We start from the raw sequence: 22,108 nt of genomic DNA on the forward strand, positions 1-22,108 counted from the left end.
CCCTAGCGGGACGCGTGCTCCGCGAGGACCTTTTCCAGCTCCTGCGCCTGCGCCCGGACATCTTCGTCCGGGGACTTCGCGGCCCGGGCCGCGTGCGCGCGCGCCTGCGAGGGCTCCGTCTTCGCCAGCGCCATGGCCATGGTCAGGTTCGCCTTGTCGTGGTCCGGCTGAGCGGCCAGGACGGGCTTGAGGATCTCCACTGCCCGTGCGTCCTGCTGCTGCTCCAGGTAGAGCATGGCCAGCGTGTAGGCCGGCTCCGCCGCCGTGGGCTCCCGGCGCAGGGCCTCTTCCAGGAGCGTCAGCGCGGCGACCCGCTGCTTGCGCTCGTCCAGCGCGTGCGCCAGCCTGGTGAGCTCCTCGATGGAGAGGTCCGCCTGCTTCCTCGCCCGGTCCACGAGGTTCAGGGCGCCCTGCGCGTCGTCGGCGCGCAACTGTTGGATTTCATCGAGGTACGCGTCGCTTCCCATGCAGTCCTCCAATGCGCCCCGCGGCGCTTTGAGCGCATTCTGCGTGACTTCGCGTGCGGATCCGCAACTTTGGATGGGCGGTTTCCGAAAAATCGAGAAGACTTCTCGCCCAGGCCCCCCATGCAAATCCGCAACAAGCCCGTTCTCACGCCCCAGACCCAGGCGAAGGAAGCCCCCGCCACGCGTCCGGCCGCCCCCGCAGCCCGCAACGTGGTGAAGGACTCCTTCTCCTCCGGCACCGCCGCCACCCAGCGCACCGCCGCCGTCTCCGGCGCGCCCGCGGGCGACCACGGCAAGCTGATGAACGAGTACCTCACCGGTGCTCGCCCGCCCCCGGCGGACTTCGAGAAGGTGATGGGCTACAAGCCGTACAGCATCCAGACGCCCCACGGCCAGCGCATGCAGGACCCGCTCGGCTACGCCTCCGTCCCCGGCCAGATTGGCCCGGTGAAGGAGTTCGACAAGGCGGCCAAGACGCACGACTACGGCTACGACCTGCTGCGCTACTTCGAGAAGAAGGGCACGCCGCTGAAGCCCGAGGCGCGCAAGGCCGCCGACGCGCTGTTCCGCAAGGACATGTTCGACTACGCGAACGACCAGAAGGGCGTGATGGACCGCTTCAAGTACCGCGCCTGGGCCCAGATCTACGCCACCGCGGTGGAGCTGAACTCGCTGCGCCAGGGCAACGGCCCTCCGTAGTCGTGAAGGAGTCGCATGGAGGCTGAAGGGCCAGATGCTGGGCTGCCCCCGGACCGCGAGGACGTGGTGGCGGCGCTCCTGGCCCATCAGCGCCGCTTCCTCGCCTTCGTGGAGCGGCGCGTGGGCAGCCGGGCCGTCGCGGAGGACCTCTTCCAGACGGCCTTCGCCCGCACCCTGGAGAAGGGCGGGGCGCTGAAGGACGGCGAGAGCGCGGTGGCGTGGTTCTACCGCCTGCTGCGCAACGCCCTCGTGGACCATCACCGCCGGCAGGCCGCGGAAGGACGCGCGCTGGAGGTGGAGGCGCGCGACGCGGACTCCGCCACCGTGGACCTGGAGCTGAAGGGCGCGGTGTGCGCGTGCCTCGCGGACCTGCTGCCCACGCTCAAGCCCGAGTACGCGCAGCTCGTGCGCCAGGTGGACCTGGAGGGGCGGGCGGTGCCGGAGGTGGCGCGCGAGGTGGGCATCACCCCCAACAACGCGGGCGTGCGGCTGCACCGTGCGCGGCTCGCGCTCAAGCGTTCGCTGGAGCGCGGCTGCGGCGCGTGCGCGGCGCACGGCTGCCTGGACTGCTCCTGCAAGCCGCGCCGCTGAGACGGCCCACGGCTCAGGATCCTCAGGGGCAGGCCGCCGCGTCGTCGTTCCTTTCGATGACCAACCCCCACGGCTGGCCCTGGAACACGCTCGCCGCGAGCGCGGTGGCCCGGCACGTGGGCAGCCTCGCGTTGTCGATGACGCCGAAGCTTTCCGGCACGCGCACCAGGTCCGTCAGGCCGAAGTCCGTGAGCGCCGCGTTGCCCTGGAGGTTGAGGTAGTCCACCTCGCGCAAGCGCGCCAGGTCGCCCAGGTTCGTCACCGCCGCGTTCCCCAGCACGTCCAGGGTGGTCAGCCGGGTCAGCCGCTGGAAGCCCTCCAGGGACGTCAGCGCCGTGTTGCCCACCAGGGCCACCGTCGCCACGCTGCGCAGGACAGGCAGGTGGTGCACGCGCTGGAGCTTCTCGTTGTACTTCACGGAGAAGCTGTCGGTGACCTGGAGCAGCAGGGGCATGTCCCCCACGCTCAAGAGCTCCTTGTTGCCCTGGATGTGGATGCGGCCCGCGGAGGAGAGCTGCTCCAGCCCCGTCGTGTCCGTCAGCCGCGGGTTGCCGGTGATGAACAGCGCTCCCACGGAGGTGAGCTGGGCCAGCGGGTCGAGCGTCTCCAGCACCGCGTTGTCGTGCAGCTCCAGGGAGCCCCCCACCTGCGTCAGGTGATTCAGGCCGAAGGGGCCGCCCAGGGCGGTGTTACCCGAAAGGCGCACGTCTCCATGGACCCGGGTCAGGTTGAAGAAGGGCGACCGGTCCAGCCGCAGGTGGTCCTCGATGACGAGCGACCCGTGGAGCTCGGTGACGTAGGGAAGCAGGCCCGGGTCCACCAGCGCATTGTTCGCGCGCAGGGTGATGCTGTCGCCGGGCTGCACCGCCGCCAGCCCCTCCAGCGTGGAGAGCATGGGGTTGTCCTCCACCCAGAGGCTGCGCTCGACCCGCAGCATGGTGTCCGGCGCCGTGCCCAGCGTGAGCGCGTCCAGCCGGGCATTGGAGAGCACCGCCGCGGTGCCGCCCACGAAGCGCAGGGCGGGCATGAACAGCCGGCGCAGGCTGGCGTTGCCCCGCACGGTGAGGCTCCCTTCGATGACCGCCAGCGAGGGGAGGGACGCGTCGGTGAGCGTGGGCGCGGAGATGATCAGCTCGCCGCGCAGGTGGGTGACGCCCTCGAGCGAGACCAGGTCCACGGCGCCCGTCACCGCGAAGTCCCCGTCGTGCACGCGGGTGGACTGACACACGTACACGGTCGCCGAGACGCCGTTGCGGTCCGGCTCGCCGTCGTGGTCCAGGTCCTGGAACGCGTCCACGCGCGTGCCACCGCGTGAGCAGCTCGGCCCCGCGGGCTCGGGCTGATGGCGGAGCTTCAGGTCGGTCAGCTCCATGCCACAGAAGTAGTGGGTGGCTTCGACCTCGGACATCGCGAGCGCCTTGTCACCGTTCAGGTCCGGGCCCGCCTCCAGGACCGTGCCGCCGCTGTCGTCGCCGTCGCACGGCGCGGTGAAGGCGGCCAGCGTGCGCAGGCGCAGCACGACGGGGGCCGGCTCGTTGCACGCGTACACCTCCTGGGCAATCTCCCCGTCCTCCAGCAGCCCGTTGCCGTTGGCGTCATGGCCGGCGTGCGACACCTGTCCGCCCAGGGGGCAGCGCGCGCCCGGGCTCACCGGCCGCACGCGCAGGAGCACGTTGGCCACCGAGGTGGCGCAGACGTACTCGGTGGTGGAGACCTCCGCGTCGTCCAGTTGCCCGTTGCCGTCCTGGTCCAGGCCGGACTGCACCGCCTGTCCCCCCAGCGTGCAGTTCGCGCCGTGGGGCTCGGTCCGCGCGCGGGTCAGGACCTGGGGCAGGGCGGCGTCGCAGACGTAGTCGGTGGCGGTGACCTCCGAGTCGTCCAGCTCCCCATCGCGGTCCCGGTCCAGGCCGGACTCCACCGCGTCTCCGCCGAACTCGCAGTGCTCGCCAGGAGGCTCCGGGCGCACCCGGGTCTTCGCGTCGCGCTGGGTGATCTCCGACAGGTCGATGGCATCACAGCCGCCGGCGAGGAGGGCCAGCATCGCCCCCCACGTCACCCACATGCGTCGCATTCGATGCTCTCTCTGGTCGAGCTCCGACCTTGCTTCCCTGGCCATACGGAGTGAGCGGATTTTCCTGGCCGTTTTGCCGCCGGTCCGCCGCGACCGGACGCGCAAGCCCCTGGAACTCCAGGCCGCCCAAGCCGCGTCCTACCGGAAAAGGCCTCGCGCGGACAAACCCCGGGGCCCGCCTGGCGCCCTGCCTCCCAGTGGGAGGAGCGCGGGCGGCACGGGCTTCGGGGGGGGAGCGGATTACGCATGTGTAAGAGCGCGCCGGGTGCCGCGTTGGCCCGGGGAAAGGAGGCTTCTCCATGACGCATCACCATCCGCATTCCCCCGTTTCGCCTTCACCCCGGCTGCCCCCCTCGAGTGGAGAAGGGCCCGCCATCGACCCCGTGTGCGGCATGGAGGTGGACCCTCGCGCGCCCCGGGGTGGGAGCTGGGAGCACGAAGGCCACACCTGGTTCTTCTGCAACCCGAAGTGCCGCCAGCGCTTCCAGGACGACCCCGCTCGGTTCCTCCAGCCCCAGACGCCGCCACCGCCCGCTGCGCCGGGCGCGGTGTACGTGTGCCCCATGGACCCGGAGGTGCGGCAGGACGCGCCAGGGGCGTGCCCGAAGTGCGGCATGGCGCTGGAGCCCGAAGCGCCGCCCGTCCTCCAGACGCGCGTCGAATACACCTGCCCGATGCACCCGGAGGTGGTGAGCGATGGGCCCGGCGCCTGCCCGAAGTGCGGCATGGCGCTGGAGCCGCGCACGGTGACGGTGGAGGAGCCGCCGGATCCGGAGCTGCGCTCGATGACGCGAAGGTTCTGGGTGGGCCTGGTGCTGAGCGCGCCGCTGATGCTGCTGGGCATGTCGGACATGCTGCCGGTGCCGCATGGGCTGTCGGCCTCGGCGCTCGTGTGGGCGCAGTTCGCGCTGGCGACGCCGGTGGTTCTGTGGGTGGGAGCGCCGTTCTTCCAGCGGGGCTGGGCGTCGGTGAAGAACCGGCACCTGAACATGTTCACGCTCATCGCGCTGGGCGCGGGCGCGGCGTACGCCTTCAGCGTGGGCGTCACGCTGTTCCCGCACCTGCTGCCGGAAGGCGCGCGCACGGGGCACGGCGGCTCCGTGCCCGTGTACTACGAGGCCGCGGCCATCATCCTCACGCTGGTGGCGCTGGGACAGGTGCTGGAGCTGCGCGCCCGCCACGCGACGTCCGGTGCGCTGAGGGCCTTGTTGTCGTTGGCCCCCGCCACGGCGAGGCGCATCTCGGATGACGGCCACGAGGAGGACGTGCCGCTGGCCCAGGTGCACGCCGGATGGCGCCTGCGCGTGCGCCCCGGTGAGAAGGTGCCGGTGGACGGCGAGGTGCTGGAGGGCGCGAGCGCGGTGGATGAATCGCTCGTCACCGGAGAGCCCGTGCCGGTGGAGAAGGGGCCGGGCGCGAAGGTGACGGGCGGCACGGTGAACGGCACGGGCACGCTCGTGATGCGGGCGGAGCGCGTGGGGCAGGACACGCTCCTGTCGCGCATCGTCCAGCGCGTGGCCGAGGCACAGCGCACGCGCGCGCCCATCCAGCGGCTGGCGGACCGGGTGGCTGGCATCTTCGTGCCCGCGGTCATCGCGGTGGCGGTGGTGACGGCGGTGGTCTGGGGCGTGTGGGGCCCGGAGCCGAGGCTCGCGCACGCGCTGGTGAATGCCGTCGCGGTGCTCATCATCGCCTGCCCGTGCGCGCTGGGCCTGGCCACGCCCATGTCCGTGATGGTGGGGACGGGGCAGGGCGCGCGCATGGGCGTGCTCATCCGCGACGCGGCGGCGCTGGAGCGGATGGCGGCGGTGGACACGCTGGTGGTGGACAAGACGGGCACGCTCACGGAGGGCAAGCCGCGGCTCGTGACGGTGGAGCCCGCGCCGGGGGTGGACGCATCCGCGCTGCTGCGCCAGGGCGCGAGTCTGGAGCGAGGCAGCGAACACCCGCTGGCCGCCGCCGTGGTCGCGGGCGCGAAGGAGCGCGGCGTGTCCCCTGGTGGCGTGGAGGACTTCCAGTCCGTGCCAGGGCAGGGCGTCCGGGGCCGCGTGGAAGGCCACGAGGTGGCGCTGGGCAACGCGGCGCTGATGCGGAGCCTGGGCGTGGAGGTGGAGGCGCTGACGGAGCGCGCGGAGGCGCTGCGCCAGGAGGGGCAGACGGTGGTCCTGGTGTCGGTGGATGGCCGGGCGGCGGGGCTCCTGGGCGTGGAGGATCCGCTGAAGCCGTCCACGCCGGAGGCGCTGGCGAGGCTGCGGGAGGAAGGCCTGCGCGTGGTGATGCTCACCGGCGACAGCCCGACGACGGCGCACGCGGTGGCGCGCAGGCTGGGCATCACGGAGGTGATCGCTGGCGTGCAGCCGGACGCGAAGGGCGACGCGGTGAAGACACTGCAAGCCCAGGGGCGCGTGGTGGCGATGGCGGGCGACGGCGTGAACGACGCACCAGCATTGGCGAGGGCGGACGTGGGCATCGCCATGGGGACGGGCACGGACATCGCGATGGAGAGCGCGGGCGTGACGCTGGTGAAGGGCGACCTGCGAGGCATCGCGCGGGCGCGCGGGTTGAGCCAGGCCGTGCTGCGCAACATCCGGCAGAACCTCTTCTTCGCCTTCGTCTACAACCTGCTGGGAGTGCCGCTGGCGGCGGGCGTGCTGTACCCCGTCCTCGGGTGGCTCCTGAGCCCGCTGTTCGCGAGCGCGGCGATGAGCCTCTCGTCGGTGTCCGTCATCGGCAACGCCCTGCGCCTGCGGCGGCTGAAGCTCTAGGCCGGGAGCAGCCGGACGGTCGGCCACGGGCGGCGGGATGATGACCTCCCCGCGCGTGACCACCGTGAGGCCCGAAAGGAACCCCACCATGGCGCACGCCGAAGTGAAGCGAAGCGACGAAGCGATGCGGGAGTGCATCGACCACTGCATGGCCTGTCACCGCGTCTGCCTGGAGACGCTGGCGGACTGTCTGGAGTGGGGAGGCAGGCCCGCCGAGCCCGGCCACCTCCGGCTGCTGATGGACTGCGCGGACATCTGCGAGACGAGCGCGCGCTTCATGCTGCGCGGCTCGGACCTGCACTCGCGCACCTGCTTCGCCTGCGCGGAGGTGTGCGCCGCCTGCGCGACCGCCTGCGAGGAGACGGGCAGCGAGGGGCCAATGAAGGCCTGCGCGGACGCGTGCCGCCGCTGTGAGGAGTCCTGCCGCGGGATGAGCGGCGGGGTGATGCCTCAGCCCCTCAACCCGGAGGCCGCCCAACGCTTCGCCGACCTGCCCGCCTGAAGGGGGCGTGCACGGCGGCCCGGGCCCATTAGACTGGGCGCATGAACGCCCGCGAGGAGGGGCGCACCCCAGGTGCGTCCCCCAGTCACATCTCCGTCGTCCGGCTTCCGCACTCCTGGTTCATCCTCTGCACGTCGCGCGAGCTGGGGGACAAGCCGCTCGCCCGCACGCTGCAGGGCACGCCCCTGGTGCTCTTCCGGGGGGAAGGCGGCAAGCCCGGCGCCCTGATGGACCGCTGCCCGCACCGCAACGTGCCCCTGTCGCTGGGGCGCGTGACGAACGGGCAGCTGGAGTGCGGCTACCACGGGTGGCGCTTCGACACCGGAGGCCAGTGCCGGCTCATCCCCGGCCTGGTGGGCGAGCCCGAGGCCCGCTCCCGCTGCGCCGCGTCCTACGCGACGCGCGAGCAGGACGGCTTCGTCTGGGTCTACTCCACGCCCGGCGTGGAGCCCACGTCGGAGCCCTTCCGCTTCCCGCTGCTGGACGCGGCGGACTACACCACCGTGCGCCGGGTGCTGCGCGCGCCCGGGTCGCTGCACGCGGTGCTGGAGAACACGCTGGACGTTCCGCACACGGCCTTCCTCCACGGCGGCCTGTTCCGCACCGCGGAGAAGAAGAACGAAATCGACGTGGTGGTGCGCAGGAGCGCGGACCGCGTGGAGGCGGAGTACCTGGGCGAGCCCGCGCCCAAGGGGCTCGTGGGGCGGCTGCTCGCGCCGGGCGGCGGGGTGGTGCAGCACTTCGACCGCTTCCTGATGCCGTCCATCGCGCAGGTGGAGTACCGCATCGGGGAGAAGAGCCACATCGTGGTCAACTCCGCCATGACGCCGGTGAGTGACTGGGACACGCTCGTGTACGCGGTGGTGACGGTGAAGCTGCCCGTGCCGCGCTGGCTGCTCAAGGCCGCGGTGCCCTTCGTGCTGCCGGTGGGCCTGCACATCTTCGGGCAGGACGTGCGCATCCTGGAGAAGCAGACGGACTCCATCCGCCGCTTCGGCACGGAGGCCTACGCCTCCACCGAAATCGACGTCCTGGGGCCCAGCATCCTGCGACTGATGCGCGCCCAGGAGCGCGAGCGCACCGCGCCGCCTCCGGACACGGTGCACGAGACGCGCGTGCGCATGCGCACCTGAAGCGTCTTCAGCCGGCCTTGGGCGCGGCCCGGGGCTGCACGAGCTCCGTGGAGAAGTAGCGCTCCATGCGGTCCGGGAACACCGTCACCACCTGGGCCTGCGGGCCCAGCCGCTTCGCCGCCTCCACCGCCGCCGCGTAGTTGAGGCCGGAGGACGGGCCCACCGGGAAGCCCCGGCGGATGAGCGCCCGCGCGGTGCCCATGGCCAGGTCGTCCGACACGTCCAGCTCCACGCGGCCCGGCATGTCCGCCTCGCGGTACAGCCGCGACAAGCCGTCCACCACGCCCGGCACGCGCGCGCTGAAGCTGCAACACTCGATGTCGCAGCCCAGCCCGGCGATGGGCCGCGCCACGAAGGGCGTCACCGGACAGCCGGCTTCCGCGAACGCCTGGAACAGGCCCACGATGGTGCCGCCCGTGCCCACGCCGCTCACCACGCCGTGCACCAGCCCGCCCGGCACCTGCGCCAGGATTTCCTGCCCCGTCCACACGCGGTGCGCCTCCGCGTTGTCCGGGTTCTCGAACTGGCGGGGCGCGTAGCCTCCGCGCTCCTTCGCCAGCGCCTCCGCCCGCGCGATGGCGCCCCGGATGCCTTCCGAGCGCGGCACCAGCTCCACCTCGCCGCCGTAGGCGCGGATGGCGATGAGCCGCTCCTCCGTCACGCCCTCCGGCATCACCGCCGTGAAGCGGCAGCCCATCTGCGCGCTCGCCAGCGCCATGGCGATGCTGGTGGAGCCGCTGGACGCCTCCACCACGTCTCCGCCCGGGCTCAGCTCACCCAGCCGCCACGCCTTCTCCAGCATGTACCGGGCAATGCGATCCTTGGTGGACCCACTGGGATTGAGGAACTCCAGTTTGCACCAGATGGTCGGACCTTCCGGGTCCAGCCGCACGGGCACGAGCGGCGTGGGCCCCACGGCCTGGAGGAAGCGGCCATCAGCGGGAAGCGGGCGGCAGGGAGGGCGCATGGGTCATCCCTATCGCGAAACGCGCTGGCAGGGGAGCCACCCTGTCGTCCAGCGAGCGACCGCGGACGCCTGCTCCCCTGGCTGTTCCGTCAGAGAAGACATTTTCCCACGTGCAACACTTGGCGCGCCCGGTGACAGCCATTACGAAGGTGGGGCACGGTTCCATCCGCCCGCATGCCTTCCGCACCCATCATCCTCAACGTCAACGACGACCTGGCCAGCCGTTACGTCACGTCGCGTGTGCTGTCCCTGTCGGGCTTCCAGGTGCTGGAGGCGGGCACGGGCAGTGAGACGCTGGCGCTCGCGGACGAGCACACGGACCTGGTCATCCTGGATGTCCGCCTGCCGGACATGAGCGGCCTGGAGGTGTGCCGGCGCCTGAAGGCCTCCCCGCGCACGCGCAACGCGCTGGTGCTGCACCTGTCCGCGCAGGCGGTGGGCGCCGCGGACCGGGCGCAGGGCCTGGAGCACGGCGCGGACGCGTACCTGGTGGCGCCGGTGGATCCGGAGGAGCTGGTGGCCCAGGTGCATGCGCTCCTGCGCCTGCGCCGTGCCGAGCGCGAGGTGCGCGTCCTCTCCGACCAGGTGCAGCAGCAGCGCCGCCTGCTGGAGCTGGCCATGTCCTCGGCGGCGGACCCCATCGCGCTCTATGACGGCGAAGGGACGCTCATCTACGCGAACCAGGCGGTGGCCGCGTCGCGTGGCTCGCATCACGTGCACGTGCCAGGCAGGAGCATGGACGCGATTCGCGTGATGGACCCGCAGCTGGAGCCCTACGCGAAGGCGCTGGACGCGGCGCGGCGCACGGGCCAGGTGCAGCGCGGCCGCGTCACCCTGTCCTCGGACCAGGGCGCTCGGCACTTCGAGTACACCATGTCACCGGCCACCGGACCCACGGGCGCGGTGGAGGCCGTCATCGCCACCGGGCAGGACGTCACGGAGCTGCGCAACGCGGAGGACTTCCGCGAGCAGTTCATCGGCATCCTGGGCCACGACCTGCGCAACCCGCTCAACGCGCTGTCCATGTCCGCGCAGCAACTCCAGCGCCAGGGTGAGCTGTCCGACCGCCAGCGCGTCTTCACCGAGCGCATCCTCACCAGCGCCGTGCGCATGGAGCGGATGATCCGCCAGCTGCTGGACTTCGCCAGGGCGCGGCTGGGCGCGGGGCTGCCGGTGGTGCGCTCGCGGTGCGACCTGTTCGACGTGGTGCGCGGCGCGGTGGAGGAAGTGCGCGCCAGCCACCCCCAGCGCGAGGTGCTGCTGGACGTGCAGGGGGACGGGCGCGGCGAGTGGGACGCGGACCGGCTGGAGCAGGTGGTGGGCAACCTGGTGTCCAACGCGCTCAAGTTCAGCCCGCCGGAGTCACCCGTGCGCGTGAGCGCGGAGGGGCTGAATGGGGAGGCCGTGCTGCGGGTGCACAACCTGGGCGCGCCCATTCCGGCGGAGCAGCTGCCGCACCTCTTCGCGGCGTGGCGCCGCGCCGGCCGCAGCGACCGGGAGCGCGGCGCGGCCGGAGGGCTGGGCCTGGGGCTCTACATCACCAGTCAGATCGTCCTCTCCCATGGCGGCACCGTGCAGGTGACCTCCACCGAGGCCCAGGGGACGACCTTCACGGTGCGTCTGCCGCGAGGCTGAAAAACCTACGGGTTTGACGACTCGTGGACGGATGCGTTGCGTCCACCCTTCCGCATGCGCGGGGGCGACTCCACCCTGGGGGCATGGCCCCATCCGAAAAGCAAATCTTCGCCCAGAGCGTGGAAGCCCTCTTCGTGCGAGCGCTGGGGCCATACCTGACGCGTGACGGACGCCAGAAGCTGAAGGCCGCGGGCCTGAACCTGTCCGAGCCGCTGCGCCCCCACTACTCGCTGGACCAGTGGCGCGCCTTCCTGGACGTGGCCGCGCGGGACGTCTTCCCCGGCCAGCCCCTGGAGACGGCCTACCTGGAGCTGGGCGCCCGCTACCTGAAGGGCTTCCAGCAGACGTCCGTGGGGCGGGCGAGCATGCAGCTCGTCACGCACCTGGGCCCGCGGAAGACGCTGGAGCGCGTGCCGTACAACCTGCGCGCGGGCAACAACTTCAATGAAGTGCGGGTGGAGGAGCTGTCCCAGCAGGACGCCACCTTGTGGGTGAAGGACGTGCTGGCGGACAACCCCTTCTTCGCCTGCGGCTTCCTGGCGGAGACGCTGCGCGCGTCGGGCGCGGGCTCCCCGGAGGTGAAGCCCATCGCCTTCGACGGGACGGCGGCGACGTACCGGCTGACGTGGTCGCAGGCGAAGTCGCAGCGGCCCGCGGGCACGCTGGCGCCGGTGCGCCGGCTCTACGGGTAGCGCACGGGCGCGGGCGGATCATCCGGAGGCAGGGGGATGAACTCCGTCTCCGTGGGCACGGCGGCGAAGCGGCCCTCCTTCCAGTCCGCCTTGGCGGCCTCCAGGCGCTCCTTGGAGGACGACACGAAGTTCCAGAAGAGGTAGCGCGGGCCGTCCATGGGCTCGCCACCCAGGAGCATCATCCGCGCGGAGGACTCCGCCTTGAGGATGATCTCGCTGCCCGGCTTGAACACGAGCAGCTCGCCGGGCTGGAAGCGCGTGCCCTCCACCTCCACGGTGCCTTCGACGAGGTAGAGGCCTCGCTCCTCGTATTCGGCGGAGAGCTTCAGGCGGGAGCCCGCCTCCATCTTCGCGTCCGCGTAGAAGAGGTCGGAGTGGGCGCGCACGGGGGACTTGCCGCCGTGCACCTGGCCCGCGATGACGGTCAGGTGGATGCCCTCGCCGTCGATGATGGGGAGCGTGTCCGCGGGGTGGTGGACGAAGGCGGGGGCGACCTCCTCGTGCTTCTTGGGGAGGGCGATCCAGGCCTGGATGCCGAAGAGGCGGCCACCGGCGGCGCGGGTCTCCGGGCCGGTGCGCTCCGAGTGGGCGATGCCCTGGCCGGCGGTCATCCAGTTCACGGCGCCGGGGCGGATGGGCTGCACGAAGCCCAGCGAGTCGCGGTGGAGGATTTCGCCCTGGAAGAGATAGGTGACGGTGGACAGGCCGATGTGCGGATGGGGGCGCACGTCCAGGCCGCGGCCGGGGTCGAAGTCCGCGGGGCCCATCTGGTCCAGGAAGATGAAGGGACCGACCATGCGGCGGCGCGCGGAGGGCAGGGCGCGGCGCACATGGAAGCCATCGCCCAGGTCGCGCACGCGCGGGACGATGAGCGTCTCCAGGGAGGGCGGGGGCTCACGGCCCTGCAGGTCTTCTTCCCAGCTCATGGTGTGGCTCCTTTTCAAGGCGCTCAGTGTGCCTCGGTTCCGGCGGGAGCGCGCGGCTCACTTTGGGAGTCGTGACATGCGACCGACCCTGAAGGACTGGCATGTGTTCCCCACCGTGCTGGGCACGCTGCCACTCGCCGTGTCCGCAAGCGCCGCGGAGCCCACGCCGAAGCGCGCGCTGCTGATCGTCTCGAAGACGCGCCACGCCCTGGCCATCGTGGAGCCGGTCAGCCTGAAGGTCCTGGGGCGCGTGCCGGTGGGAGAGGATCCGCACGAGGTGGTCACGTCCGCGGACGGGAAGACGGCCTACGTGTCGAACACGGGGTTCGGCCGCTTCCACGAATTGAACGTCATCGACCTGGTCGCGCAGAAGGCACTGCCGAACGTGGACACCTCTCCGCTGATGGGCATGGGCACCGGCCAGAACCGGACGCACATGCTGCACGTCACTGCGGACGAGAAGACGCTGTACACGACGAACGTGGACTCCGGGACGGTGAGCATCCTGGAGAACGTGTTGCTCCAGCCGACGGTGCCGCCCACGGGAGTCCTGCCGCCCACCGCGAAGCCGCAGATGGATTGGGTCCAGACGCTGGTGCCGGTGGCAGAGCACTCTGAAGGCTTCGACGTGTCACCCGACGGCAAGGAGCTGTGGTCAGCGAGTCCGACAGGAGCGCTGTCGGTCGTGGACCTGAAGGCGAAGAAGGGGGTGGCCACGGTCGACGCGAAACTGCCAGGCGCGCACCGGCTGGAGTTCACGCCGGATGGCAAGCGGGTGCTGGCGGTGAGCGTGCGCACGGGGGAGTTGGCAGTGTTCGACACCGGCACGCGGAAGGAAGTGAAGCGGCTGAAGATCGGCCGGGGCGCGGCCATGCTGATGGACGCGGAGGGCAATCGCGCCTTCGTGTCCTGCACTCCGGACAACGACGTCGCCGTCATCGACCTCAAGACGTTGGAGGTGACGGGCCACATCGATGTCGGAGGAAGGCCAGACGGTCTGGCCTTCGCGGTCCGGCGTTAAAAGGTCTGGCCTCACGTTCCTGCGTAGGTCGCTCTCAGGTCCTCCATCTTCACGAAGTAGCGCCGGGGCCACGTCGCGGCCTCGGGTCCGGTACGGATGAGGGCCGTGTAGTCATGCGCCTCGTAGAAAGCCGCGGCGCGCGCGTTCTTCGCGTCCACGACGACGACGAGCCCTCCAATGTCCGCGTTGACGCGCAAGGCCCTGCGGTGGGCGTCATCAAGCAGGTGCTCCCCGACGCCCATGCCCTTGCACCGCTCGTCGCGCGCAAGGCGACCGATGAGGATGGCGCGGACCGGATAGTCCGGTAGCCGCCGGATGATGGGCGCAGGCAGGCTGCTGCGCTCAAGTTGGATCCAGGTGAGTGTGTAGAAGCCCAGCACCCAGGGCAGGTCAGGCCGTCCGTCGGGACGGTGGAGCACCCAGGTCCGATTCTCCTCGCGGCGTCCCTGCTGCGTGGCCTGTTGTTGGAAGAAGAGGGTGAGCGCCTCCTCCTCACAGCGAAAACCACTGGCGGCGTCTTTGCTGGTGATGGCGGTGAACTCGGGAAACATCAGGGAGGCCGTCATGACGGCCCCCCTCTTCTTTTCTTTAGGACGTCAGCGGGCCTTCTTGCGCGCAAGCTTCCGAAGCCGGGGCAGCGGCTTCGCAGGCTTCTCCAACTCATCCACGAGCCGGTCGAAGTCACTGTCGGGCAGCACGACGCGGCCTTCCTCCCGGGCGTTCCACTCCAGCCGGGTGAGAGAGGGCGAGCTGTACTCAGCAAGCACTTGATGCTTCTCGTCCACGAAGGCGACGCGGCGGCCCAGGCTCGCTTCAAGCACGGCCTTGGCGAAGAAGCCCAATGCCTCCTTGATGACCTCGGTGTTGTCGATCTGGAGCTTGCTCCGAAGTTGTTCGAGCTGGGTTCCATAGGGCGCAGGAAGCGTTGCCTGCAGGCGGTAGGAGGAAGTCGTCATGGCGGGCACTCCGTTGCCAACGGCTTGAGGGGAGCAGGGCATCTTCCGCGCGGGCGCTGATGGGTGAGTTGGCGCCCACTGGAAACTCAGTAGAAATCTACTGTCGTTCCAGCTGCTTTCAATCTGCCACCAGGGCCATGCATGGAATCAGGCAGCACCGTGATGCGGTGCCCTGCGGCGAGGTGATAACTGCCCGCCTGAGTGCCCTGCGTCCTGCTGGGGAGACGAATCCGCCGGCGGTTCAGGGGTATACGCGGGCCCTCCGACATCCCCTGACCTGGGGGCTGGAGTCGGCACCCGGCGTCCGTTGACGACGCGCTGTACCTGTGTTCAGGCTGGCCCTCTGGGAGCCCGCCATGTCCCCTCAAATTGCCCTCGCCTTCTCGTCGGAGTCCGCGGCCCATCCGGCGCTCGCCGCCTTCCACCCGGTGGTGCGGCGCTGGTTCGCTTCACGCCTGGGCGAACCCACCCGGCCGCAGATTGAAGGCTGGCCGCTCATCCACGGCGGCTATGACGTGCTCATCGCCGCGCCCACGGGCAGCGGTAAGACGCTCACCGCGTTTCTCGCGGCGCTGGACTCGCTGTTCCGCCTGGCGCTCGACGGCACGCTGCCCGACCACACGCGCGTCCTCTACGTGTCGCCCCTGAAGGCCCTGGGCAACGACGTGCAGAAGAACCTCCTCCAGCCGCTGGAGGAGCTGATGACCCTGGCGCGTGAAGAGGGCTACGAACCCCAGCAGCTTCGCGTCCAGGTGCGCACCGGAGACACGCCCGCTGGCGAGCGCGCCCAGATGGTTCGCCGCCCGCCGCACATCCTCATCACCACGCCCGAGTCCCTCTACCTCTACCTCACCGCCGAGCGCGCCCGCGCCACCCTGCGCCACGTGCGCACGGTCATCGTGGACGAAATCCACGCGCTCGCCCGCGACAAGCGCGGCAGCCACTTCGCGCTGTCCATGGAGCGCCTCAAGGCCCTCACCGACGTGCGCCCTCAACTGTTGGGCCTGTCCGCCACGCAGAAGCCCCTGGACGCCATCGCGGGCTTCCTCACCGGCGCCTCCCTTACCGAGTGCAAGCGCGTGGAGGTGGGCCACCAGCGCCCGTGGGACCTCAAGGTGGAGATTCCGGACGCGGAGCTCTCCTCCATCGCGAGCCACGAGATGTGGGGGCAGGTCTATGACCGGCTGATCCAACTCTCCAGCGAGCACCGCACCACGCTCATCTTCGTCAACACGCGCAAGATGTCCGAGCGCGTGGCGCACGACCTGGGCGAACGCCTGGGCCAGCAGTGGGTGGCCGCGCACCACGGCAGCATGTCCCGCGAGATGCGCCTGTCCGCCGAGGAGCGCCTCAAGGCCGGCCAGCTCCGCGTGATGGTCGCCACCGCGTCGCTGGAGCTGGGCATCGACGTGGGCAACGTGGACCTCGTCGTGCAGCTGGGCACCACCAAGGCCATCTCCGTGCTGCTCCAGCGCGTGGGCCGCGCGGGCCACCACAAGGCGGGCATCTCCAAGGGCATCCTCTTCGCGATGACCCGCGACGAATTGGTGGAGTGCGTCGCGCTCCTCAACGCCGTGCGCGAGGGCGACCTGGACGCGGTCCGCATCCCCAAGAAGCCGCTGGACGTGCTGGCGCAACAGATCGTCGCCGCGTGCGCGTGCGAGGAATGGGACGAGCGCGCCCTCTTCAGCATCTTCCAGCGCGCGTACCCGTACCAGGACCTCACCTGGGAGGAGTACCAGCAGGTGCTGGAGATGCTGTCGGAAGGCGTCTCCGAACGCCGGGGCCGGGGCAGCATCCACCTGCACCGCGACCGGGTGAACCAGCGGCTCAAGGGACGCCGGGGCGTGCGCATCACCGCGCTCACCAATGGTGGCGCCATCCCGGACACGTTCAACTTCAGTGTCACCGCGCAGCCGGAAGGCAAGGTGGTGGGCACGCTGGATGAGGACTTCGCGGTGGAGTCCTCGCCGGGAGACATCTTCCTGCTGGGCAGCACCGCGTGGCGCATTCAGCGTGTCGTGGGCAGCACGGTGATGGTGGAGGACGCGAGGGGCGCGCCGCCCAACGTGCCCTTCTGGCGCGGCGAGGCGCCGGGCCGCACGGACGAGCTGAGCCTCCAGGTGGGCCGGCTGCGCGAGGAGCTGCTGCGCCACGACGACCCGGCGGGCTTCCTGGAGAAGCTCCTGCGCGTGCCGCCGCCCGCGGTGGACGCGCTCCTGGGCTACCTGCGGTTGGGCAAGAAGATGCTGGGCGACGTGGTGCCCAGCCACACGCAGATCGTCGCCGAGCGCTTCTTCGACGAGGCGGGCGGCATGCAGCTGATCATCCACGCGCCGTTTGGCAGCCGCATCAACCGCGCGTGGGGCATGGCGCTGCGCAAGCGCTTCTGCCGCTCGTTCGACTTCGAGCTGCAGGCGGCGGCCACGGAGGACGGCATCCTCCTGAGCCTGGGGGAACAGCACTCGTTCCCGCTGGCGGACATCTTCGACTTCCTGCACCCGGACAACGTGGAGGAGGTGCTGGTGCAGGCCATCCTCCAGGCGCCCATCTTCGGCACGCGCTTCCGGTGGGTGGCGTCGCGAGCGCTGACGCTGCACCGGATGATGGGAGGCAAGCGCGTGGCGCCGAACCTCCAGCGCGCGCGCAGCGAGGACCTGCTGGCGGCGGTGTTCCCCGCGCAGGTGGGCTGCCAGGACAACCACGGTGGCGGGGACGTGGAGCTGCCGGACCATCCGCTGGTGAAGCAGACGATGGATGACTGTCTGCGCGAGGCGATGGACATCGACGGGCTGCGCGAGGTGCTCCGGCGCATGAAGGACGGGCGCATCCAGCTGGTCGCGCGAGACGTCCCGGAGCCGAGCGTCTTCGCGCACGCGCTCATCAACAGCCAGCCCTACACCTTCCTGGACGACGCGCCGGCCGAGGAGCGCCGCGTGCGCAACGTGGCCCTGCGCCGCGCGATGCCCGCGGAGGACGCGGCGGCGTTCGGAGCGCTGGACGCGAACGCCATCCGGCAGGTGGTGGAGGACGCCGCGCAGCCGATGCGCGACGAGGACGAGCTGCACGATGCGCTGTTGCAGTTGGTGCTGGTGCGAGCGTCGGAGGTGCCGCGAGGCCTGGAGACAGGGCTCTTCAAGCAGGGGCGCGTGGCCTGGCTGGAGCGGCAGGGCGGGCGGTTCCTGGTGTCGGCGGAGCGGGGCAACGCGGTGCGCGCGCTCTTCCCGGACGCGCAGATGCAGCCGGTGTTGCCGGTGCTGGAGTACGACCGGCCGGTGGAGCGCGACGCGGCGGTGCTCCAGGTGGTGCGCGGGCGGATGGAGTTGGTGGGGCCCACCACGGTGACGGAGCTGGCGCGGCTGACGCTGTTGGATCCGGACGACATCAACCTGGCACTGCACAACCTGGAGAGCCAGGGCAGCGTGCTGCGAGGCCAGTTCCGAGCTCAGGACGACGTGCCGGTGCCTCGGGACGCGGACGGGAGCCCGGTGCTGGAGTGGTGCGACCGGCGTCTGCTCCAGCGCATCCACCGGCTGACGGTGGGGCGGCTGCGCCGTGAGATTGAACCGCTGAGCCCCCAGGACTTCATGCGCTTCCTCTTCCGGTGGCACCACCTGGAGGACGTGGACGCGCTGCGGGGCAGCACGGGGTTGCTCAAGGCGGTGCGGCTGCTGCAGGGGTACGAAGCGCCGGCCTCCGCGTGGGAGCGCTTCCTGTTGCCCGCGCGCATGCGGGGCTACACGCCGGACCTGATGGAGCGCGCGTGCTACGCGGGCGAGGTGGCGTGGGGGCGGGTGACGCTGAAGGATCCGCCGAAGCCCGCGGGGCCGCGCCGGGGCGCGCCGGTGGAGGCGCCGGAGCCGGTGGTGGCGAAGCGGTCTTCACCGACGCGCAACGCGCCGTTGACGTTCACGGTGCGCGAGGACCTGGAGTGGATGCTCGCGGCGGCGCGTCCTCACGCGGTGCTGGCGGACGGGGGCGTGTGGACGCCGCCGGACCTGAGCGCGGCGGCGAAGGACGTGGTGGGCGTGCTGGAGCGGCGGGGCGCGTGCTTCTTCCAGGACCTGGTGACGCGGGCGAGGCGGCTGCCGGCGGAGGTGGAGGACGCGCTGTGGGAGCTGGTGGCGAAGGGGCTGGTGACGGCGGACGCGGTGCAGAACCTGCGCATCCTGCAGAGCCCGGCGCACCGCAAGCGGCAGAAGCTGCTCAACCGGGGCGGTCCGGGCCGCTGGAGTCTGCTGGCGCCATCGGAGCCGAAGTCGCAGGAAGAGGTGACGGAGTCGCTGGCGAAGTTGTTCCTCCAGCGCTACGGCATCGTCTGGCGAGACCTGGTGATGCGCGAGTCGCTGGCACCCACGTGGCGCGAGCTGCTGTTCGTCTACCGGCGCATGGAAGCGCGAGGCGAGCTGCGAGGCGGGCGCTTCGTGTCGGGCTTCGTGGGTGAGCAGTTCGCGCTGCCAGAAGCGGTGGACATGGCGCGAGCGGTGCGGCGCGCGCCTCCGGCCGGCGTGCGCATCCAGCTGTCCGGAGTGGATCCGCTGAACCTCACGGGCGTGGTGACACCGGGCCCGCGCGTGGCCGCGCTGCCGAACAACGTCGTCACCTACGTGGATGGGATTCCGCAGGGCGTGGATGCCGTGGAGGACGCGCCGGAGAACGAGGACGCGGAAGTCGATGGAACGCTGGCGCAGGTGAACTGATCTGCGCAGGACAGAGGCCCGTCGCGGCTTGAGGATGGTTGGGGTTCGGGGGTGGAGTAACTCCCATGAGCACCAGCGTCCGGCATGGAAGCCCCGGTTCTCATGCCGGGGCCTTCTTCGTCCTCATGGTGATGATGGCCACCGCTTGTGGACACACCCAACGTCCCGAGCGGAAGACCTATGTCGTCTCCGAGGATGCGCGAGGCGTTGGCGCGGCGGAGGGGCCCGGTACTGGCGGCTCTGGCGCGGAGGCCTACTGCGGCGAGATGCAGAAGCAGTGTTTCCAGAAGTGCTGGAGGCGGAAGCCTCCTACTACCAGCATTCCGAAGCATTCAGCGATGCACCATGAGTACTGCACGAAGACATGCCGTGAGGAGTTCATGAAGTGCGTTGAGGAGCAGGAGGCTCTGGAGCGTCAGGCTGCCAGGCCGGAGCTGCGATTCTCCACCATGGCTGCGGCGTTGGATTGGCTCAGGGAGCACAAAGCAGAGGTGGCACTGGGAACCATTGTCGTCGTCGCGGGCGTGGCGTTCACGCTTGCGGTGGCGCCCGCGGGTCTCTTGGTGCTGAGCCCCATCTGATCGAAAGGGTAGGACCGTGAGCAAGACACCTGACGTCAACGTTGACGATGTGCTCGAGGTCCTCGGAGCCGAAAGCCAGAAGCATGCGCGAGGAACTCGTGAGTGGAACGCGTTGGAAACGGCCGCGTTCTGTCTGCTTTACGTTCAGCATCTCGGCAAGCTGAAGGACTTCGCGCAGTACTTTCAGGAGCGCCTCGACCCCAACTTCAAGATCAAGGTCGAACGGGACTTTGTGACCCGGGACGAAGCAGAGTCTTGGCTCAAAAGCGGTGATGCGGAGGATGGCATGCAGATCCGCATCGACGGCAAAGGCTTCCTCGTAGTCCGGCTCCCCGGGCGACTCACCCTGCTGAACAACCCGCTGCCTGAAGAACTCGGCACCGACGACTCCGAGGATTGACGCACGCGGTTTGATAGGCATCTGCGGTGATCTCCCAGGATCCCGACAAGCGCATGGCGCAGTGCCTCTCCAGGCGAAGCACCTACGACACCCATGTCCTCCAATCCGGAGCCGACCTGTTCTTCGTGTGGTTCTCCCCGAACCCAGCGCGCTGTGGCTTGAACGAACCCATCCTGGATGGGGGCGCCGTCTACGCGATCGACGGACAGGGACGCATCCTGGACAGGAGGTAGCGACCAGGCCCCCGTTCTGGTGGTTGCCGCTGAAACGTTGGGTGATGGGCTTCATTGTTGAAGATTTAGACTTAATTCATCAAAATCTACGCTCCGATGAATTGAAATTAGTCCATCCGAGGCCTAGGATGCATTGCGTCAGCTCTCTGGAGAGGTGCGGCGATGCAGAAGTGGATGGCGATGGTCCTGTTGGTGGCGGTGGGGGTGGCGGGACTCCTGGTGGTCCCGGCGGCGCAGGCGAAGCAGGGCGGTCCCATCAACCCGGCGGACACCGCGTGGCTGCTCACCGCCACGGCGCTGGTGCTGCTGATGACGCCCGGCCTGTCGTTCTTCTACGGCGGCATGGTGCGGCTGAAGAACGTGGTCTCCACCCTGATGCAGAGCTTCATCGCCATGGCCGTCATCAGCGTGCTGTGGGTCGTGGTGGGCTTCAGCCTCTGCTTCGGCGACAGCTTCCACGGCCTCATCGGTGACCCGCGCACCTTCTTCATGTTCAGCGGCGTGGGCGGTGAGACGCACCCGGACCTCGCGCCCACCGTGCCGCTGCTCCTCTTCGCGCTCTTCCAGCTCAAGTTCGCCATCATCACCCCCGCGCTCATCACCGGCGCGTTCGCGGAGCGCGTGCGCTTCAAGGCGTACCTGCTCTTCATGGTGCTCTTCAGCGTCTTCATCTACGCGCCGCTCGCCCACTGGACGTGGCACCCGGAGGGCTTCCTGCGCCAGTGGGGCGTGCTCGACTTCGCCGGTGGCACCGTGGTGCACATGTCCGCGGGGCTCGCCGCGCTCGCGGGTGCCATCGTGCTGGGCCGCCGCCAGGTGCACCTGACGCACGCCACGCATGCTCCCGCCAATGTTCCCTTCGTGATGCTCGGCACGGGCATGCTGTGGTTCGGCTGGTTCGGCTTCAACGCGGGCTCCGCGCTGTCCGCTTCGTCCCTGGCCACGCTCGCCTTCGCCACCACCAACACGGCCTCCGCCGCCGCGATGCTCGGGTGGATCGCCTTTGACTGGCTGCGCGGCCGCAAGCCCAGCGCCATGGGCGCCTGCGTGGGCGCGGTGGTGGGCCTGGTCGCCGTCACCCCCGCCGCCGGCTTCATCACCGTGGGGCAGAGCATCGTGGTGGGCCTGGTCGCCAGCTTCGTCAGCAACGCCGCCGTCCACTTCAAGAGCCGCACCGCGCTGGATGACACGCTCGACGTGTTCCCCTGCCACGGCCTGGGAGGCATCGTGGGCATGGTGCTCACCGGCGTGCTCGCCAAGGACGTGGGCCTGCTCTACGGCACGACGCGCACCTTCCTCATGCACCTGCTGGCGCTGGTCGTCGTCTCCGTCTTCTCCTTCGTGGGTTCCTACATCCTGTACAAGCTCGTCGACCGCATCGTCCCGCTGCGCGTCACCCGCGAGCAGGAGGAGGAGGGCCTCGACCTGAGCCAGCACGGTGAGACCGTGGGCGAGGTCCCCGCCGCGGCGCTCGCCAGCCCTACGCCGCCCGCGCCTGCCGTCCCGGAGCACGCCGCTTCGTCGGAGCCCGTGCCCGCGTAGCGTTCTTCCCCACCGATGCCGGTGCACACGGGGCCCCTCGCTTCACGCGGGTGGGCCCCGCGAGGCCGTGAGCTTGTCGGGCGGCGTCCTCGAGCCGCCCGCGGCCCGCGTCCACTGCCGGGCCCCGTGATGCGTTGGGCCTCCAAGCGTGTGGACCCCGCGAGGTCGTGAGCCTGTCGGGAAGGGAATGGGTGGAGCCCGTGCTGATCACTCGCGCGGGCAGCGCC

At 70.2% G+C, this 22,108-nt stretch carries 18 protein-coding genes; 12 read left to right on the top strand and 6 right to left on the bottom strand.

Translation table 11 applies throughout. From position 1 onward, the window contains the following. Positions 1-2: 2 nt before the first annotated feature. Positions 3-467 carry a tetratricopeptide repeat protein gene (locus D7V80_RS03625; RefSeq protein ID WP_120586821.1) on the bottom strand — a complete coding sequence of 155 codons (465 nt, stop codon included), beginning with the start codon at positions 465-467 and terminating at the stop codon, positions 3-5. Positions 468-587: 120 nt separating this feature from the next. Here D7V80_RS03625 and D7V80_RS03630 point away from each other — a divergent pair, with 120 nt between their 5' ends. After that, positions 588-1,166, top strand: a complete 579-nt coding sequence (locus D7V80_RS03630; RefSeq protein ID WP_120586822.1) for a hypothetical protein — start codon at positions 588-590, stop codon at positions 1,164-1,166. A 15-nt stretch (positions 1,167-1,181) separates the two neighbouring features. Further along, a complete protein-coding gene (locus D7V80_RS03635; protein WP_120586823.1) occupies positions 1,182-1,757 on the top strand; it encodes an RNA polymerase sigma factor in 576 nt (191 codons plus the stop codon). Positions 1,758-1,779: 22 nt separating this feature from the next. Here the strand turns inward: D7V80_RS03635 and D7V80_RS03640 are convergent, their stop codons facing one another. Further along, positions 1,780-3,828, bottom strand: coding sequence for a hypothetical protein (locus D7V80_RS03640; protein ID WP_147446977.1), 2,049 nt, complete (start codon positions 3,826-3,828; stop codon positions 1,780-1,782). A gap of 299 nt (positions 3,829-4,127) precedes the next feature. Here D7V80_RS03640 and D7V80_RS03645 point away from each other — a divergent pair, with 299 nt between their 5' ends. The 3 genes from D7V80_RS03645 (at position 4,128) to D7V80_RS03655 (ending at position 8,228) form a co-directional block, all read left to right on the top strand. Then, positions 4,128-6,593, top strand: a complete 2,466-nt coding sequence (locus D7V80_RS03645) for a heavy metal translocating P-type ATPase (protein WP_120586825.1) — start codon at positions 4,128-4,130, stop codon at positions 6,591-6,593. Between the two features lie 88 nt (positions 6,594-6,681). Beyond that, positions 6,682-7,095, top strand: a complete 414-nt coding sequence (locus D7V80_RS03650) for a four-helix bundle copper-binding protein (protein WP_120586867.1) — start codon at positions 6,682-6,684, stop codon at positions 7,093-7,095. Between the two features lie 41 nt (positions 7,096-7,136). Then, positions 7,137-8,228 carry an aromatic ring-hydroxylating dioxygenase subunit alpha gene (locus D7V80_RS03655; protein WP_120586826.1) on the top strand — a complete coding sequence of 364 codons (1,092 nt, stop codon included), beginning with the start codon at positions 7,137-7,139 and terminating at the stop codon, positions 8,226-8,228. A gap of 7 nt (positions 8,229-8,235) precedes the next feature. On the opposite strand, the gene D7V80_RS03660 is transcribed toward D7V80_RS03655, so the two are convergent. Beyond that, the gene (locus D7V80_RS03660; RefSeq protein WP_120586827.1) at positions 8,236-9,195 is read right to left on the bottom strand and encodes a PLP-dependent cysteine synthase family protein; all 960 of its coding nucleotides are present in this window, start codon (positions 9,193-9,195) and stop codon (positions 8,236-8,238) included. A gap of 174 nt (positions 9,196-9,369) precedes the next feature. Here D7V80_RS03660 and D7V80_RS03665 point away from each other — a divergent pair, with 174 nt between their 5' ends. Further along, complete coding sequence (locus tag D7V80_RS03665; protein WP_120586828.1) at positions 9,370-10,830, top strand: ATP-binding protein; 1,461 nt, start codon at positions 9,370-9,372, stop codon at positions 10,828-10,830. 83 nt (positions 10,831-10,913) lie between these two features. Next, entirely contained in the window at positions 10,914-11,522 is a 609-nt protein-coding gene (locus D7V80_RS03670) for a DUF2378 family protein (protein ID WP_120586829.1), read from the top strand. Here D7V80_RS03670 and D7V80_RS03675 read toward each other — a convergent pair. Continuing rightward, positions 11,513-12,448 carry a pirin family protein gene (locus D7V80_RS03675; RefSeq protein ID WP_120586830.1) on the bottom strand — a complete coding sequence of 312 codons (936 nt, stop codon included), beginning with the start codon at positions 12,446-12,448 and terminating at the stop codon, positions 11,513-11,515. The genes D7V80_RS03670 and D7V80_RS03675 overlap by 10 nt on opposite strands. A gap of 76 nt (positions 12,449-12,524) precedes the next feature. On the opposite strand from D7V80_RS03675, the gene D7V80_RS03680 reads away from it, so the two are divergent. Further along, complete coding sequence (locus tag D7V80_RS03680; RefSeq protein ID WP_120586831.1) at positions 12,525-13,469, top strand: YncE family protein; 945 nt, start codon at positions 12,525-12,527, stop codon at positions 13,467-13,469. Between the two features lie 11 nt (positions 13,470-13,480). Here the strand turns inward: D7V80_RS03680 and D7V80_RS03685 are convergent, their stop codons facing one another. Together D7V80_RS03685 and D7V80_RS03690 are read right to left on the bottom strand one after the other, a co-directional pair. Then, on the bottom strand, positions 13,481-14,035 hold the full coding sequence (locus D7V80_RS03685; protein ID WP_120586832.1) for a GNAT family N-acetyltransferase: 555 nt from the start codon (positions 14,033-14,035) through the stop codon (positions 13,481-13,483). Between the two features lie 30 nt (positions 14,036-14,065). Continuing rightward, a complete protein-coding gene (locus tag D7V80_RS03690) occupies positions 14,066-14,425 on the bottom strand; it encodes a DUF1778 domain-containing protein (protein ID WP_158616545.1) in 360 nt (119 codons plus the stop codon). Between the two features lie 356 nt (positions 14,426-14,781). Here D7V80_RS03690 and D7V80_RS03695 point away from each other — a divergent pair, with 356 nt between their 5' ends. The 4 genes from D7V80_RS03695 (at position 14,782) to D7V80_RS03715 (ending at position 21,881) form a co-directional block, all read left to right on the top strand. Further along, on the top strand, positions 14,782-19,125 hold the full coding sequence (locus tag D7V80_RS03695; protein WP_199738358.1) for a DEAD/DEAH box helicase: 4,344 nt from the start codon (positions 14,782-14,784) through the stop codon (positions 19,123-19,125). A gap of 65 nt (positions 19,126-19,190) precedes the next feature. After that, positions 19,191-19,706, top strand: coding sequence for a hypothetical protein (locus D7V80_RS03700; RefSeq protein WP_120586835.1), 516 nt, complete (start codon positions 19,191-19,193; stop codon positions 19,704-19,706). Positions 19,707-19,722: 16 nt separating this feature from the next. After that, positions 19,723-20,106, top strand: coding sequence for a hypothetical protein (locus D7V80_RS03705; RefSeq protein ID WP_120586836.1), 384 nt, complete (start codon positions 19,723-19,725; stop codon positions 20,104-20,106). A 395-nt stretch (positions 20,107-20,501) separates the two neighbouring features. Then, complete coding sequence (locus D7V80_RS03715; protein WP_120586838.1) at positions 20,502-21,881, top strand: ammonium transporter; 1,380 nt, start codon at positions 20,502-20,504, stop codon at positions 21,879-21,881. Positions 21,882-22,108 lie beyond the last annotated feature (227 nt).

The sequence above is a fragment of the Corallococcus sp. CA054B genome, from assembly GCF_003611625.1.
Classification (GTDB): domain Bacteria; phylum Myxococcota; class Myxococcia; order Myxococcales; family Myxococcaceae; genus Corallococcus; species Corallococcus coralloides.